Origin of the sequence: Proteus sp. TJ1640, from assembly GCF_003144445.1 — a bacterium.
Taxonomy (GTDB): Bacteria; Pseudomonadota; Gammaproteobacteria; order Enterobacterales; family Enterobacteriaceae; genus Proteus; species Proteus penneri.
Map to the genome: position 1 here is coordinate 1 of NZ_PENY01000044.1, position 15,623 is coordinate 15,623.

At 36.5% G+C, this 15,623-nt stretch carries 12 protein-coding genes and 1 tRNA gene; 8 read left to right on the plus strand and 5 right to left on the minus strand.

The genetic code is table 11. The features are described from left to right. From DK861_RS17335 to fliZ, 3 genes are all read left to right on the plus strand, one after another. Positions 1-808: flagellin (locus DK861_RS17335; RefSeq protein ID WP_109400882.1), on the plus strand; the 808-nt coding region annotated here is incomplete at its 5' end. Between the two features lie 441 nt (positions 809-1,249). Further along, positions 1,250-1,972 carry an RNA polymerase sigma factor FliA gene (locus DK861_RS17340; protein ID WP_036912728.1) on the plus strand — a complete coding sequence of 241 codons (723 nt, stop codon included), beginning with the start codon at positions 1,250-1,252 and terminating at the stop codon, positions 1,970-1,972. A 58-nt stretch (positions 1,973-2,030) separates the two neighbouring features. Further along, positions 2,031-2,561, plus strand: coding sequence for a flagella biosynthesis regulatory protein FliZ (gene fliZ, locus DK861_RS17345; RefSeq protein ID WP_006533125.1), 531 nt, complete (start codon positions 2,031-2,033; stop codon positions 2,559-2,561). Positions 2,562-2,781: 220 nt separating this feature from the next. On the opposite strand, the gene putA is transcribed toward fliZ, so the two are convergent. Beyond that, positions 2,782-6,744, minus strand: coding sequence for a trifunctional transcriptional regulator/proline dehydrogenase/L-glutamate gamma-semialdehyde dehydrogenase (putA, locus tag DK861_RS17350; RefSeq protein WP_109400883.1), 3,963 nt, complete (start codon positions 6,742-6,744; stop codon positions 2,782-2,784). Positions 6,745-7,214: 470 nt separating this feature from the next. Between putA and putP the strand changes: the two genes are divergently transcribed. Beyond that, complete coding sequence (putP, locus tag DK861_RS17355; RefSeq protein WP_109400884.1) at positions 7,215-8,699, plus strand: sodium/proline symporter PutP; 1,485 nt, start codon at positions 7,215-7,217, stop codon at positions 8,697-8,699. A gap of 88 nt (positions 8,700-8,787) precedes the next feature. On the opposite strand, the gene DK861_RS17360 is transcribed toward putP, so the two are convergent. Further along, on the minus strand, positions 8,788-9,624 hold the full coding sequence (locus DK861_RS17360; protein ID WP_162556794.1) for a hypothetical protein: 837 nt from the start codon (positions 9,622-9,624) through the stop codon (positions 8,788-8,790). Between the two features lie 259 nt (positions 9,625-9,883). On the opposite strand from DK861_RS17360, the gene DK861_RS17365 reads away from it, so the two are divergent. Then, positions 9,884-10,330 (plus strand): DUF6386 family protein, encoded by a 447-nt coding sequence (locus tag DK861_RS17365; protein ID WP_109400886.1) that lies wholly within the window; start codon positions 9,884-9,886, stop codon positions 10,328-10,330. 413 nt (positions 10,331-10,743) lie between these two features. On the opposite strand, the gene DK861_RS17370 is transcribed toward DK861_RS17365, so the two are convergent. Next, positions 10,744-10,819 (minus strand) — tRNA-Lys (locus tag DK861_RS17370). Positions 10,820-11,079: 260 nt separating this feature from the next. Between DK861_RS17370 and cycA the strand changes: the two genes are divergently transcribed. The 3 genes from cycA to DK861_RS17385 all read left to right on the plus strand — a co-directional run bounded on the left by cycA (position 11,080) and on the right by DK861_RS17385 (position 14,244). Then, a complete protein-coding gene (cycA, locus tag DK861_RS17375) occupies positions 11,080-12,492 on the plus strand; it encodes a D-serine/D-alanine/glycine transporter (protein ID WP_109400887.1) in 1,413 nt (470 codons plus the stop codon). Between the two features lie 303 nt (positions 12,493-12,795). Then, a complete protein-coding gene (locus DK861_RS17380) occupies positions 12,796-13,230 on the plus strand; it encodes a universal stress protein (RefSeq protein WP_072063016.1) in 435 nt (144 codons plus the stop codon). Positions 13,231-13,425: 195 nt separating this feature from the next. Further along, entirely contained in the window at positions 13,426-14,244 is an 819-nt protein-coding gene (locus DK861_RS17385) for an MBL fold metallo-hydrolase (RefSeq protein WP_109400888.1), read from the plus strand. Positions 14,245-14,318: 74 nt separating this feature from the next. Here the strand turns inward: DK861_RS17385 and DK861_RS17390 are convergent, their stop codons facing one another. Then, complete coding sequence (locus DK861_RS17390) at positions 14,319-14,903, minus strand: GrpB family protein (protein WP_109400889.1); 585 nt, start codon at positions 14,901-14,903, stop codon at positions 14,319-14,321. 252 nt (positions 14,904-15,155) lie between these two features. Continuing rightward, positions 15,156-15,602 (minus strand): universal stress protein, encoded by a 447-nt coding sequence (locus DK861_RS17395; protein ID WP_006533105.1) that lies wholly within the window; start codon positions 15,600-15,602, stop codon positions 15,156-15,158. Positions 15,603-15,623 lie beyond the last annotated feature (21 nt).

A 15,623-nucleotide genomic window follows, 5' to 3' on the forward strand; every position in this document is an offset into this window, starting at 1 on the left:
AAATGGTTCTAATTCAGATACCGATATTAAATCTATTCAGGAAGAAGTGAATCAACGTACCGCAGAAATTAATCGTATTTCAGAACAGACTCAATTTAATGGCGTAAAAGTGTTAAGCGAAGACAGTACATTAAATTTACAAGTGGGCGCGCATGATAAAGAACAAATCAGTGTTGATCTGAAAAAAATGGATGCCACTACATTGGGTATTGATAAATTGGATTTAGCCGTAAAAAGTAAACTCGGTTCTAAAGCAACCAACGTGGAAGTGGCTATGAGTTCTAAACAAGAAATACAACAGTTAGATACTCAAGCGCTAGATGACAAAGTTACAAAAGGCACAATTAAAAGCTATAATATTTATTATGCAAAAGGTGCTGATGGTAAAGATGATAAAAAAAATCTAATTGTGCATACTGTTGATGCTAAAGGTGTTGATGGTTATTTTAGCGCAACGGTTACTGCAGGCACAACAGGTCAAAAAGCTAAGATTGATGCTACTACAACAGCGGTAGCAGGTTTAAATATAGTTAATGAACAACCATTATTAACACTAGATAAAGCATTATCTCAAGTTGATAGCCTACGCAGTGCCATGGGTGCCGTGCAAAACCGTTTAGATTCTACCATTGCTAACTTAGGTAACACCGTTAATAATCTGACCGCGTCACGTAGCCGTATAGAAGATGCTGATTATGCGACAGAAGTGTCTAATATGAGTAAAGGCCAAATACTGCAACAAGCAGGGACTTCTGTATTAGCGCAAGCAAACCAAATGCCTCAAAACGTATTATCACTGCTTCGTTAATTTCAATCTTAAATAATCCTCAAATGACACCCATTACATTATTTTGTAGTGGGTGTTTTATCATCAAAACAATCGTTTTTTTAATTAATCATTTATGAGTATTTCAACTCGCTAATTAGAAGCTAAAATCTCACAAAATAAAATACTATGATTTATATGTTATTTTTTTATGAACAGAATGCAGATTCAATGCATCGATTTCTTTTAATGAGCTAAATTATCAATTTAATTAACGGTTTTTCTAAGGATTAGTCACTCCTCTTTTAAGGTAAAGTAGTTCTCGTAATGCAATGACAAATTAATTATCAATGAAAACCCGATTTTTGCTGAAAATTTGGCATAGGTGAAAAAGAGGCGCTTTTGCTTCACTGTTCAGCCGATTGCTAAATTTATTTCGCCAGATAATGGTTTCCGGTCTTTTATCCAAAGGTGTCTTTTGTTGTGAGTGATTTGTATACCGCCGAAGGCGTGATGGACAAAAATAGCCTCTGGGAGCGATATGTCCCGTTGGTTCGCCATGAAGCATTACGATTACAGGTCAAGTTACCTGCGAGTGTTGAATTGGATGATCTTTTGCAAGCGGGTGGGATTGGGTTATTAAACGCCGTTGAGCGTTATGACTCAATGCAAGGCGCTGCCTTTACCACTTATGCTGTTCAACGTATCCGTGGCTCAATGTTAGATGAGCTACGCAGTCGAGACTGGGCGCCACGCAGTGTGCGTCGTAATGCAAGAGAAGTTACCCATTCTATTCATCAATTAGAGCAGGATCTAGGACGACCACCATTAGAACAGGAAGTTGCTGATCATTTGCAGATTGAGTTAGCAGAATACCGGCAGATCCTATTGGATACGAATAACAGCCAATTGTTCTCTTATGACGAATGGCATGAAATTTACGGTGAAAGCTGTGAACCGTCTCAAGACGAAGATCATGATGACAATCCATTACAGATGTTGTTAGAAAGTGATATTCGCCAAAGAGTCATAGACGCGATAGAATTGCTTCCCGAAAGGGAGAAAATGGTTCTTACTCTGTATTATCAGGAAGAACTTAATTTGAAAGAAATAGGCGCAGTGCTTAATGTCGGGGAATCCCGCGTGAGCCAGCTACACAGCCAAGCCATAAAAAGGTTGCGAGCACGCTTAAACCCAGAGAAATAGAAGTTTTGCTTATTTTTGTTTTTGTTTATTAAGACTACAACACAGGGCTTTATCTCTTATGTCTGTTTCAACACAAAAGAAACGGCCGCTAAGCCGTTACATTAAAGACTATAAACACAGCCAGACTCATTGTCTACATTGCCACAAGGCGTTGGATCGGATCTCTCTCGTATTCAATCGCCAAGTTATCAATAAAGAAGCCATTTCTGAAATGACGGATTTAATTGATGATGAAACGTGGGAAACGTTACAAGAGAAATTCTCTGCGCTATGCCGTTTTTGTAGTGAGATTTACTGTAATAGTGAAACTGACTACTTTGACATTATGTCTTTTAAGCAGTATTTGTTTGAACAAACGGAGATGAGCCACAGTACTGTTCGTGAGTATGTGGTTCGTTTACGTCGGCTCGATGAATTACTGACTTCAACTAATTTTCCTCGTCAAGAATTTACGACAGAGAAAATTCAGTCAGACCTGAGTAAAAAGCTCACTCCCTCTGCATTTAGTAACTACAATATTGCGCTACGTAAGTACGAGCAATATCTCGATTGGTGTCAAGAGCCACCATCGATGAATAGCAGTCACTAATTGCGCTCAAGAGAGACCTTAAAAGGAGTAGCCTAGCCTACTCCTTTCTTTGTTGTTTATAATCTAATCATACTTTATTTACCTTTCTGTTGTTCTTCCAAAAAAATAACACTTTTGACTATCTCTTTAGAAATAATAGAGTAACAAAAGAAAAAACCACCTCTAAGAAAACAAACTTTAAAGGTGGTCTCAAAGACAAGGAGAGAAAGAGAAGGGGGAATTAACTAATCGTCATTAAGCTTGCATTGCCTCCCGCTGCTGCTGTATTAATGCTTACGGCTCTTTCATGTAATAAACGTTCTAACAAGAGACCCGTCTCACCACGAGAAAACCCTTGAACAGAAATTATAGCTCCTTTACGTTGAGCAATTTTCTGGCAAGTTTCACGTAATTGATCGCCATCACCATGGTAAATCACAGCATTTATTTTCAGTGACTCATCATGCCAGTTTTCCGTCAATGTAATGGCTTTTCTGACAATATCAGGCAATTCACGATATGTTTTTTGTGAGAATAGACTATTAACGACAACGGCATGACAACCAGAAGCAAGAACAGCCGCAATTTGAGTGAACACATCTTGCTCGCTATCGGAAATACAAAGCACATTACCGCAAGGAACTAATTGGTAAGTATTACGCTCACCAGTAGGACCCGGTAATACACGTAATGTGCCTGCTTGGGATGCAAGGGCATATTTTTCTAAGGCTTCATAGTGTGATTTATCTGTTTTGTTTGATAACCATTCCATATACTTATGGTAAGTTTGTAAATTACGCATAGAAGTATCAAGCGGGAATGTTTCATCTTGACGCGCTAGTGTTTGTGTTGCTGCATTTTCAGGGCGTTTGGATAATAAGCGGTACAGATAAACAGGACCACCAGCTTTCGGGCCTGTACCGGATAATCCTTCACCACCAAAGGGTTGAACACCGACAACTGCACCAACCATATTACGGTTTACGTATAAATTCCCCACTTTGGCATGTGATGCAACATAAGCAATAGTTTCATCAATACGCGTATGAACGCACATTGTTAAGCCATAACCTGTCGCATTAATCTCTTCTAGCAAAGCAGGTAAATCTTTGCTTGCATAACGCACAACATGTAATACAGGACCAAAGATTTCTTTCTTCAATGAACTGACTTTATCTAACTCAATTAAAGTTGGTTGAATAAAGGTACTGTTATTTTCAATGTGTTTTGGCAGGTTATTGTGTGAAGCTTGATAAATATCGTAGCCTGTTGTGCGCATAGATTGAATATGTTTCTCTATGGCTGATTTTGCTTCTTTATCGATAACAGGGCCAATATCAGTGGATAGCAAACTTGGATCACCAATTGTAGATTGCGCCATCGCACCTTTAAGCATCTCGATAGTATGATCGGCCACTTCTTCTTGAATACATAACAGACGTAAAGCCGAGCAACGTTGCCCCGCGCTATCGTAAGCGGATGCCATAATATCAGTCACCACTTGTTCTGTTAATGCAGATGAATCCACAATCATGGCATTTAAGCCACCCGTTTCTGCAATTAAAGGCACCGGGTGACCTTCGCTATCTAATCGACCCGCTAAGGTTTTTTGTAAAATATGTGCAACATCTGTCGAGCCTGTAAACATCACGCCACGAACACGCTCATCAGCCACTAAACGAGCACCAATGGTTTCACCTTGCCCTGGTAGCAGTTGTAGAGCAAAAGAAGGAACTCCTGCTTGATGGAAAAGCTCAACGGCTTTTGATGCAATTAAAGGTGTCTGCTCTGCGGGTTTTGCAAGAACCGTATTACCAGCGGCTAAAGCTGCCGCAATTTGTCCACTGAATATTGCTAATGGGAAATTCCACGGGCTGATACAAACCACAGGCCCTAAAGGTCGATGTGTATTGTTATCAAAATCCTGAGTCACTTGTGCTGCATAATAATAGAGAAAATCAATGGCTTCACGAACTTCCGCAATGGCATTGCTGTAAGTTTTGCCCGCTTCACGCACTAATATTCCCATAAGTGGCCCCATTTGCTGTTCCATTAATTCCGCTGTACGGATCAAGAACGAGGCTCTTTCTGCTGGTGGTGTTGCAAACCAGATCTCGCCTTTTTCTTGAGCAATGGTTAAAGCAAAATCTGCCTCTGCTTCGGTCGCTTCTCTTACTGTACCTACAATATCCGTATGATTGGCTGGGTTTAATACAGATTGAGGTTCTGGTGTTTTTTCTGAAGAGTTAAACGTATCACCTAATAAAGGTTCGCAATGTATATTTTCAGTTGCTGATGTTAATAAAGCACTAGAAAGCGATGCCAAGCGATGTTCGTTTGACATATCAATACCGGGTGAGTTTTTACGCTCATCACCATACAGTTGATTAGGAAGCGGAATTTTAGGATGTGAAAGTCCAACTTGGCCTTCGACTTGAGCCATTCTATTCACTTCTTTAACCGGATCAGCCACTAATTCATCAAGAGAAATTGTGGTATCCGCAATTCGGTTTACAAAGGAGGTATTGGCACCATTTTCAAGTAGGCGACGGACTAAATAGGCAAGTAATGTTTCATGTGTTCCTACTGGTGCATAAATACGACAAGGACGACCTAATTTATTGTCTGCTATTTTTCCTACAACTTGTGCATAAAGTGGCTCTCCCATACCGTGTAAACACTGGAATTCATATTGTCCGGGGTAATAGTTTTGACCCGCTAAATGATAAATTGCTGATAGTGTGTGCGCATTATGCGTGGCGAATTGTGGGTAAATAAAATTAGGTGATGCGAGTAGTTTTTTCGCACAAGCAAGATAAGAGACATCGGTATACACTTTGCGAGTATAGACAGGATAGTCTTCAAGACCATCAATTTGAGCGCGTTTGACTTCGCTATCCCAATAGGCGCCTTTTACTAAACGGATCATTAAGCGACGACGACTACGGCGTGCCAAATCAATGACATAATCAATAACTAATGGACAACGTTTTTGGTAAGCTTGAATAACAAAACCAATTCCATTCCAGCCTGCTAATTCAGGTTCAAAGCAGAGTTTTTCAAGTAGGTCGAGTGAAATTTCTAGTCTATCCGCTTCTTCTGCATCAATATTAATCCCGATATCGTATTGCTTTGCTTGTAATGTTAATGAGAGTAGGCGAGGGTAAAGCTCTGACATCACTCGCTCATATTGAGCACGGCTATAACGAGGATGTAATGCTGAAAGCTTGATAGATATTCCAGGGCCTTCATAAATACCTCTACCATTAGATGCTTTACCAATTGCGTGGATGGCTTGCTGATAAGAAACTAAATAATCTTGCGCGTCTTTTTCTGTTAATGCCGCTTCTCCTAACATGTCATAAGAGTAGCTAAAGCCTTTTTCTTCAAGTTTGCGTGCATTTGCAAGTGCTTGAGAAATAGTTTCACCTGTCACAAATTGCTCACCCATTAAACGCATGGCCATATCAACGCCTTTGCGCACTAATGGCTCACCACTTTTGGTCAAGATGCGATTTAAAGAGTTAGAGAGTTTTTCTTCATTATGAGTAGAAACTAATTTACCCGTGAATAATAAGCCCCATGTCGCTGCATTCACAAACATCGATTGACTTTGTCCTAAGTGTGAGCGCCAATTACCATGACTAATTTTGTCACGAATAAGGGCATCACGCGTGGCTTTATCTGGAATACGCAATAAAGCTTCAGCTAAACACATTAGGGCAACACCTTCTTGTGAAGAAAGTGAAAATTCCTGTAATAGACCTTGAACCAACCCGGAGCGTCCAACACCATTTTTCTGGTTACGTAGTTTTTCGGCAATGGAATAGGCTAATTTGTGTGTTGCTTGAGCCTCATTTTCAGGTAATGTCGCTTGCTGCAATAGCATTGGTACAGCTTGTGTTTCAGGTGTGCGATATGCAGAAGTAATTGCTGAGCGTAAAACAGACTGCGGGTGAATATGTTCAGCAAACTCTAAGAAGGGCTGATAATGAGCGGTTGGCGTTTCAATGCTTTCATCAATGTCTTGCTCTACAAATGTTGAGTTACCAAGACTAACCTGATCATTTTCAACTTGTTCTAGATAATTGAAAATAGCCTGTTTAATTAACCAATGTGATGTTCTATCTAATTTCTGCGCAGCTTTTTTTAATCTATTGCGGGTTTCTTCGTCAAGTCTAACACCCATTGTTGTGCTACTCATGCAGTGCTCCTCATATTCTATTTCTAATTCACAAGTACAGTTACCCGTTATTTTTATTAATATCATTCATGTTGCAACTTTGTGCAACATTGTTAACAGTTTATTTATAAATAATGTGAAAGTAGTCAGGTTTTGTACATGATTAAAAATAGTTTAATTTATCCTTTTATATATATTCATATATAAATCAATAAATTATATTTATTTTATTGATGTTTGTATTTATAATGAACCCTCTAATTAAGATAAATAGTGTGAGGTCATATACAAAATTTAAACATTTAAACGTTAATTTCTTGTTAAATGCAGTTAACCTATTCTAGGATTGATGTGAATGCTTTATCTGTTGCTGTAAGAAATTATTTTAATTAAAAACTGAAAAGATCATTAATGCGCAACTAAGTGCAACGTTCCTGTACAAGTCAAAAGCATACCGATGATCGGAAACAGATTTATGGAGAACTGCAATTATGGCTCTAACTTCGCCAATGCTAATTACATTTACGATCTATATCTTGGGTATGCTTTTTATTGGCTACCTTGCTTATCGTTCAACAAAAAACTTTGATGATTATATTCTTGGCGGTCGGCGATTGGGCAGTGTAGTTACTGCGCTGTCAGCGGGTGCTTCAGATATGAGTGGTTGGTTATTAATGGGATTACCTGGCGTGGTATTTTTTGCTGGTATTTCAGAAAGTTGGATAGCTATTGGACTCTGTTTAGGTGCATGGCTAAACTGGCGTTTAGTTGCGGGGCGTTTGCGTTTGCAAACTGAAAAAAACAATAATGCATTGACGTTACCCGATTATTTGACATCACGTTTTGATGATAAAAGTAAAATGCTACGTATTATTTCAGCGTTAGTTATTCTTACCTTCTTTACTATCTATTGTGCTTCAGGTGTGGTTGCTGGTGGAATGCTGTTTGAATCTACGTTCCATATCCCTTACCACGAAGCTATGATTTATGGTGCGATTGCAACTATCGCATATACCTTTTTAGGTGGCTTTCTTGCTGTAAGTTGGACAGATACAGTCCAAGCAACGTTAATGATTTTTGCTCTGATCCTGACACCTATTATTGTAATTTTCTCAGTCGGCGGCATTGATACTTCTATTGCCATTATTAAAGCAAAAGATCCGTCTTATCTTGATATGTTCAAAGGTCTTGATTTTATTGCTATTATCTCTTTATTGGCGTGGGGGTTAGGTTACTTTGGGCAACCTCATATCTTAGCGCGTTTTATGGCAGCAGATTCAAATCAAACAATTCGTAAAGCACGTCGTATCGGTATGACGTGGATGATCCTCTGTTTGGGCGGCACGGTTGCAGTTGGATTCTTTGGTATTGCTTACTTTGAAATGAATCCAGCACAAGCGGGTGCTGTAACAGCTAAAAATGAACGTATTTTTATGGAGCTGGCTTCACTGCTCTTTAATCCATGGATTGCTGGTATTCTTTTGTCTGCAATTCTAGCAGCGGTCATGAGTACATTAAGCTGTCAATTATTAGTCTGCGCAAGTGCATTAACTGAAGATTTATACAAACCATTTATTCGTAAAAGTGCGAGCCAAAAAGAGCTAGTTTGGGTAGGGCGTGGCATGGTGTTATTAGTTGCGATCATCGCAATTTTCTTAGCGCGTGACCCAAACAATAAGGTGCTTGATTTAGTGAGTAATGCGTGGGCAGGTTTTGGTGCTGCTTTTGGTCCTGTGATCCTCATTTCTGTAATGTGGAAACGTATGACTCGTAATGGTGCATTTGCCGGAATGTTGATAGGGGCTTTAACCGTGTTAGTGTGGATGCAATATAAATGGTTTGGGTTATATGAAATTATTCCCGGCTTTATTTTTGCTTCTATTGCTATTGTTGTCATTAGTTTAATGGGGAAAGAACCAAACAAAGAGAATCAACAACGCTTTGAAGAAGCTGAGACTCAATATCGTAATACATAATAAAATTAGATAAATCAAAGGCTACCTTATTTAATGAGGTGGCCTTTATTGTTAATTTAAATTAGATACAAAAGATATAATGTAAACATTATTCGTAATAAATAAACTCGTTATGAAGCATGGCTTTACTGAAATTAATGACTTTATCATTAAATGTAATCGTACTTTCAAGTTCCTCTTTTGAACAGTTAGCAAATTTGTCCCATTCAAGGCAGGTGGTGATAAAGGCTTTATCCTCTCCATTAATGCCTTTGATATAGTTTGATTGAGTAACAACTTTTCCGTCTAGATCATACTGGTATTCTACATTTATTTTGCCGTCCTCTATTACGGATTGTAGTTTTCCTTGAGGGCTATAGGTGTACTCTGTTGTGATAGGCTTAGTTGTAGGATCAGACGATTCGCTCGTTTCTTTAATAATGCGTCCATCTTTATAGTCGAATTGGCTAGTGACTGTATCTAATAAAGTGCCATCATTTCCGTAATATTGGATTACTCTTTTGTTGAACCGGTTCTGTTTATCTTGATGATAGGTTTCTTGCATGTAGATAGAGTGTGAGCCATAGGCATTCTTTATCTGAAATTGATATCGGATAACAGAAGGGTTATTAGGCAATGTTCTTATTAAATTAGTTTCTACATTGCCTTCAAAGTACTCTTGCATTGATGTGCTATTTTTCAATAACTTTCCACATTCATCAAAGTGGATTTCACCTTTTAGTGCTTTAAAACGTCCGTCATGGGGTATCGTGCTGGTCATCGTGACGGATTTCACTGGGCCGTTATAAGAGCTGAGCAATATAATGTCGCTATTGGCAATATTGGTTTGCTTTTCAGTATTTGTACATTGAGTTGAAGCAGCGATTGCTGGTGATGAGAAAATCGCATAAAGGGAAAGAGGGATAAGGAGTCGTTGTAATTTCATAAGATCGTCCATGTATATATTCGTCATATTTCAAGCCACAGCATTGTAGCCTAGCTATAACTTGGATTATTTAGAGTATTTGTTTGCATATATTCAAGTTGTTGCAAATTATTTAGAGTATAAGTAGTGCATAAAATATAAGTCTAGTATAAGTAATTGGTTTGCAAAATAGTATAGATAAAATCCTATATAATTATCCAATATATAAAGGGAAGAAAAATATTTTGGTACGATCAAAACTGTTTTTTGGAGCATTAATATGTCAAACGCATTTTCTTTTATGACTGATACGGCAACTCTGGCTATTTTTGATTTACAAGCGATCCAACATAGAAAATCAGATACAGCAGATTGGTGGAGCATACCTGATGATGAGTTAGATGAGATGAATAAAGGCAATATTGCATTTATTGGTTTAGGTAATGATGGTTTTTACACTATTAATCTATGCGATAAAATTGAAGATCCAGATGTAAGAATAAATATAAACTGTCCATCAGGTGAAGTTTTTATTGGTGCTGGAGAAGATACAACTGGCGGTGATTCAGAGCCAGGTGATCCACAATATCGCGCAGGAGAAATTATTTTTCTCCCAGTAGGAGATTATGAAATATCATTAAAAAAAGTAAGCAACATACTTTTTATTTCTATTATTTTCAGTAAAGAGAACCTGAATAAGTTTGAGAGTGTTTTACGTTTAGATTAAAGAAATATATAAATGGTAACTTAAAAGCATAATAACAATTGGAAAAATACCATTACTTAAAATACCATTTATCAAATAGAAGATCGACTTAGTGGATAGTAAAATAAATACCATTAGCTACATTTTGATTGATGATTTTGGCAGAGAATTTAAAGATAAGAAAGAGATAAAGTAAGTTTGCTTGTGGTTTATATTGGATTATCTAATTAAATTAGACTAATTGTTTGTTTTGGTTGATCTCACCAATTATAAAAATGAAAGGAAATATAAGTAGATGCTGTTTTTATTAATTGGCGTATTATTTTGAGTTTTTAGCTTAAGATAATGTCGCCATTTTGTCGCCACTTTCTTCCAGATACAAAAAAGCCACTTATCTGTAAGTGGCCTATCTGCCTGATTACTCAGCGTAAATTTGGTGGGTTGTGGGAGGCTCGAACTCCCGACCAATTGATTAAGAGTCAACTGCTCTACCGACTGAGCTAACAACCCGATGCGCTGATTATTCTCCTCTAAAATGTGATGGTCAAGTGCTTATTTCGATTTTTTTTCAAATGGATAAAATATCGCCAAATAAATTAAAGAAAGGATCTTATCTGGTTATCAAAGCATCATTCATTTTACTAAAAGTGATCTTTTCATTACTTATACTGAGATTTGTGTCACAATAATTTCGCAAACATATTACCGCGTTAAAAAATAAAATAGCGGTGAAAACAACATCAAAAATATGAAAACACTTCAGGTATTGTATGGAAGATCAAACAGAAATTTCTCCTCCTGTTAGAGTGAAAAATGCCACTCTACAGCGCGGATTAACAAATCGTCATATTCAATTAATTGCTATTGGTGGAGCTATAGGTACTGGTCTATTTATGGGATCAGGGAAAACCATTTCGTTAGCTGGGCCATCAATTATTTTTGTGTATATGATAATTGGCTTTGTCTTGTTCTTTGTGATGAGAGCTATGGGCGAGCTGTTATTATCAAATTTAGAATATAAGTCATTTAGTGATTTTGCTGGTGATTTATTAGGACCGTGGGCTGGTTTTTTTGTCGGTTGGACTTATTGGTTTTGTTGGGTTATTACAGGTATTGCCGATATTGTTGCCATAACGTCTTATATTAGTTATTGGGCGCCTAATTTTCCTGAATGGGGAACATCCTTTATTTGTGTGCTGACACTGCTTATTTTGAACTTAGCGACAGTAAAACTGTTTGGTGAAATGGAATTTTGGTTCTCCATGATAAAAATAACAGCGATTGTTTCTTTGATCATTGTGGGGATTGTTCTTATCAGTATTGGATTTGAATCTCCCGCGGGACATACCGCGGCATTAGAGAATATCTGGAATGATGGGGGAATGTTTCCTAAAGGGCTAAGTGGTTTTTTTGCGGGCTTCCAAATCGCTATTTTTGCTTTTGTCGGAATAGAATTAGTAGGAACCGCTGCGGCTGAAACACGTAATCCGGAAAAATCATTGCCGAAAGCGATTAATGCTATTCCTATTCGTATTATTACTTTTTACGTATTGGCCTTAGCAATTATTATGTCGGTGACGCCATGGCGCTCAATTTTGGCTGATAAAAGCCCATTTGTTGAGTTATTTGTCATGATAGGGATACCCGCAGCGGCAAGTTTAGTAAACTTTGTCGTATTAACGGCTGCAGCCTCTTCTGCTAATAGTGGAATATTTTCCACAAGTCGTATGTTATTCGGTTTATCAAAAGAGGGCGAAGCACCAAAGCAGTTTAGCCAATTATCTAAACGGGCTGTACCTGCCAATGGGCTGTTATTTACTAGTTTATGTCTGTCATGTGGAATTATATTAATCTACTTTATTCCCGATGTTATGCATGTATTTACCCTGGTAACAACCGTGTCGGCGTTATTATTTATGTTTATTTGGAGTATGATTTTATGCTCTTATTTAGCGTATCGTAAAAAACGGCCACAGTTACATGAAAAATCTATTTATAAAATGCCATTAGGTATTCTGATGTCATGGTTATGCCTTGCTTTCTTTGCTTTTATGACAGTGTTATTAGCTTTCGAACATGATACTCGCCAAGCGTTAAGTGTGACACCATTGTGGTTTATTGCATTAGCAATAGGCTATCAATATGTTAAAAAGAACAAACAGAAAAAGAATATTCAAAAATAAAGTATTCATCGTGTAATGAAAGAGAAAAGCCTTATTTAATTTAATAAGGCTTTTTTTGAATTTTTTATTACTGATAAAACAATGAGTTTATAAAAAGGTATAATTCAAAATAAGGATATAGATTTATATATCCATTATCGACTTACAGTCTCAATTATTAATTTAATAAGTGTATTTTTTGTTATTTACTGAGTTAGAAATAAGAGTTATCTATGTGTGATAAAATATTTTTAAAATATGTTAACTACATCCGGTAATTTTTTAAAAATACACTATCCTACAATTAAAATAAAAGGAGGCGGTATGTATAAGAATATTTTGGTTCCCATTGATATTGATGAAGATAACCTGATGAACAAAGCAATTCCGTTAGTGGAAGATATTGCAAAAAATGAAGATCCTTATGTTCATTTTTTGTATGTACTCCCAAAACTTCCACAATCTTCTTATTATCGACTTGTTATGAATGGTGATCAATTAGATCAAGGATGCTTAAAAGCGTCAGCAGAAAAAGAGCTTACAAAAATAATTGAGCGTTTTGATTTGCCGGACGATAGAATGCAAACACATATTTGCATAGGAACACCACGAGATGCCATATTGCAGGTTGCAGATGAAGTAAACGCAGATTTAATCGTAATTGGCTCTCATAATCCAGAAGATGATTCTTATCATATCGGTTCAACCGCTGCTGATATTACACGCTACGCTAAACGCTCTGTTATGGTGGTGAGATAAGACTTAGCTGACTGTATAGTTGCATAAGATTCACTGCAATTTATAACTATACCGCTGTTATATTTGATTTTAATATAACAGCGGTTGTGTAATGAAATAGTGAGGATCACACAAATCAATGGTTTTTATATTTGGAACACTTCCTTTTTTTAATTACTATAAGCCATCTTCTAATAACGATACTCATCAAAACTCATGTTAACCATCACTGCATTACTAGAAAATAAATCAGTCAATCCAGCGCTTAATCACTATTCTGGCTTATCATTATTGTTAGAAGATGATGAGTGCCAAGCGAAAATTCTCTTTGATACTGGAAAAGACCTTACCTTTATTTCAAATGCAAAAAAAATGGGTATTGATTTAACCACATTGAAAACGATTGTTGTGTCCCATGGACATTATGATCATTTTGGTGGGCTTACACACTTGCAAGCAAATTTTTTTACTCATAAACCGCGTATTATCGCTCATCCTCATTTATTTTCTGTTCGTTATTCAGCCTTTTTTCTAGGTAATAAAAATATTAAATTTAAACGGTTAGCGCCTTTATTTGATCGTGCAAAACTCGAAGCACAGTTTTCTTTTGAATTAACACAAGCACCCTTAGTTATTGAGGAAAATTTTATCTATTCGGGACAAGTGACTCAACGTCAAGTGAATAAACGCTATGGTGTTATTATTCATGGATCAGGTGAAGAAGATGATTTCGTTCTTGATGATAGTTTTCTTGTTTGGCAAGGAAAAAAAGGTCTAGTAATTATTACTGGTTGTAGCCATTCGGGTATTGAATCTATAGTTGAACATGCGAAAAAAATAACAGGAAATAATCAAATTCAAGCAATTGTGGGGGGCCTACATTTGCGTTGTGCAACACCATCAGCATTACAACGAGCTAAAAAAGCTATAGATAAAAATATTGATGTGTATGGATGTCATTGTACGGGGGTATTAGGGCGAAAATATCTTAACGCTAAAGATTTCAATACAGGACAATCGTTATCTTTTGAATAAAAATTAATAGTAAAATTTTTATCCTCATTTTAGAAATAGTATGAGGATACGAAATAAAAAAGAGAATAGGTTACTCAAAGTGAATTAAAAATTCGCTGATAAATGGCTTTTACAATGTGATCTTTTTTCTGATTATATTGATGTACATTTTCAACATCTTCTTTGGCGCTGAGTTTTGCATCTATATATAATTCTCTATCTTCTTTATGGTTAATTAACCAATCTCTAAATAAAATATGTCTAAGGTGTTCAGGGCAATTAGGTGCAAAGACATGTAGATTCACATTAGGTGTTTCTAGTTTTAGCATACGATGTTGATACCACGAAGGCTCTCTTACTGTAAGTTTATAGCCTAACTGATTTAACTCAGGAATATAGCTTGGTTCATCGGCAGGGTCAGCAACAATTAAGTCAATATCAATGATCGGTTTTGCACTTAATTCAGGTACTGCTGTTGACCCAATATGCTCAATAGCTAAACATTTACCTTTTAATTTTTGGATAATATTTTCTTTTTGTTGATTATATAATATTACCCATAATTTATTATATGGCTCAATCTTTATTACACAAGGTGTTGGCTTTCCATTTATCCATGGATTTTCATCAGGAGAGCCTTCTTCAAATGTACAGATTTTCTGTTTTAGATCTTGATTCATAAGTATCTCATTTAAGATATTAGAAGATAGAGAATGAAAAAATTTATTGAAATTAAATTTAGGGTAAAAGCAGAAATTGCGATAAAAAAGAGATGATTTTTTTGTTTTTTGATCTGTATTCTAGCAAGTTAACTATTTAAAATGAAAAAATTAAGGTGCATTTAGTGCTATTTATAACGAAAAGAATAGCAGAATATTTATTGGCAATAAATCACCTAATTTTATTGCCAAAAGGAAAGTGTATTAGTCATTTTACTTACGAATAACCATTACTGAGCGTGACGTGTTGTTTACAATATAATCCGCTGTCGAACCCAGTAATATATTGCGTTGGTTACGTGAGCTTGAACCTATAATAATGGTATCTGCATCAATTTTTTCTGCTAATTCTAGAATATTATAATTAGGTGTACCAATAACGGCATGGCATTGGTATTGTTCTTTGGGTAAGTTGAATTGCTGTGTCACACATTGTTCTAATTTTTCTGTTAATAAAACTAAAGCTTGCTGCTTTTTTTCAATAACTGACGGGCTATCACAATTAAGTCCATAAGTTTCTAAAGAACGCAAGTTGGGCATCACTGTAATGAAATGGAAATAATTTTCTGGTTTTCTAGCTAGGAAGTGAATATCTTCGATCATGCGCTGAATTCTGCTATCTTCTAATAAATCAATTGCAACGAGGTATTTGTTAGCCATAGTGTGCCTTTTTAATATATT

Coding starts and splice junctions, on each gene's coding strand:
- fliZ (WP_006533125.1), top strand. CDS start 2,031: ATGTCTGTTTCAACACAAAAGAAACGGCCGCTAAGCCGTTACATTAAA.
- putA (WP_109400883.1), bottom strand. CDS start 6,744: ATGAGTAGCACAACAATGGGTGTTAGACTTGACGAAGAAACCCGCAAT.
- putP (WP_109400884.1), top strand. CDS start 7,215: ATGGCTCTAACTTCGCCAATGCTAATTACATTTACGATCTATATCTTG.
- DK861_RS17360 (WP_162556794.1), bottom strand. CDS start 9,624: ATGAAATTACAACGACTCCTTATCCCTCTTTCCCTTTATGCGATTTTC.
- DK861_RS17365 (WP_109400886.1), top strand. CDS start 9,884: ATGTCAAACGCATTTTCTTTTATGACTGATACGGCAACTCTGGCTATT.
- cycA (WP_109400887.1), top strand. CDS start 11,080: ATGGAAGATCAAACAGAAATTTCTCCTCCTGTTAGAGTGAAAAATGCC.
- DK861_RS17380 (WP_072063016.1), top strand. CDS start 12,796: ATGTATAAGAATATTTTGGTTCCCATTGATATTGATGAAGATAACCTG.
- DK861_RS17385 (WP_109400888.1), top strand. CDS start 13,426: ATGTTAACCATCACTGCATTACTAGAAAATAAATCAGTCAATCCAGCG.
- DK861_RS17390 (WP_109400889.1), bottom strand. CDS start 14,903: ATGAATCAAGATCTAAAACAGAAAATCTGTACATTTGAAGAAGGCTCT.
- DK861_RS17395 (WP_006533105.1), bottom strand. CDS start 15,602: ATGGCTAACAAATACCTCGTTGCAATTGATTTATTAGAAGATAGCAGA.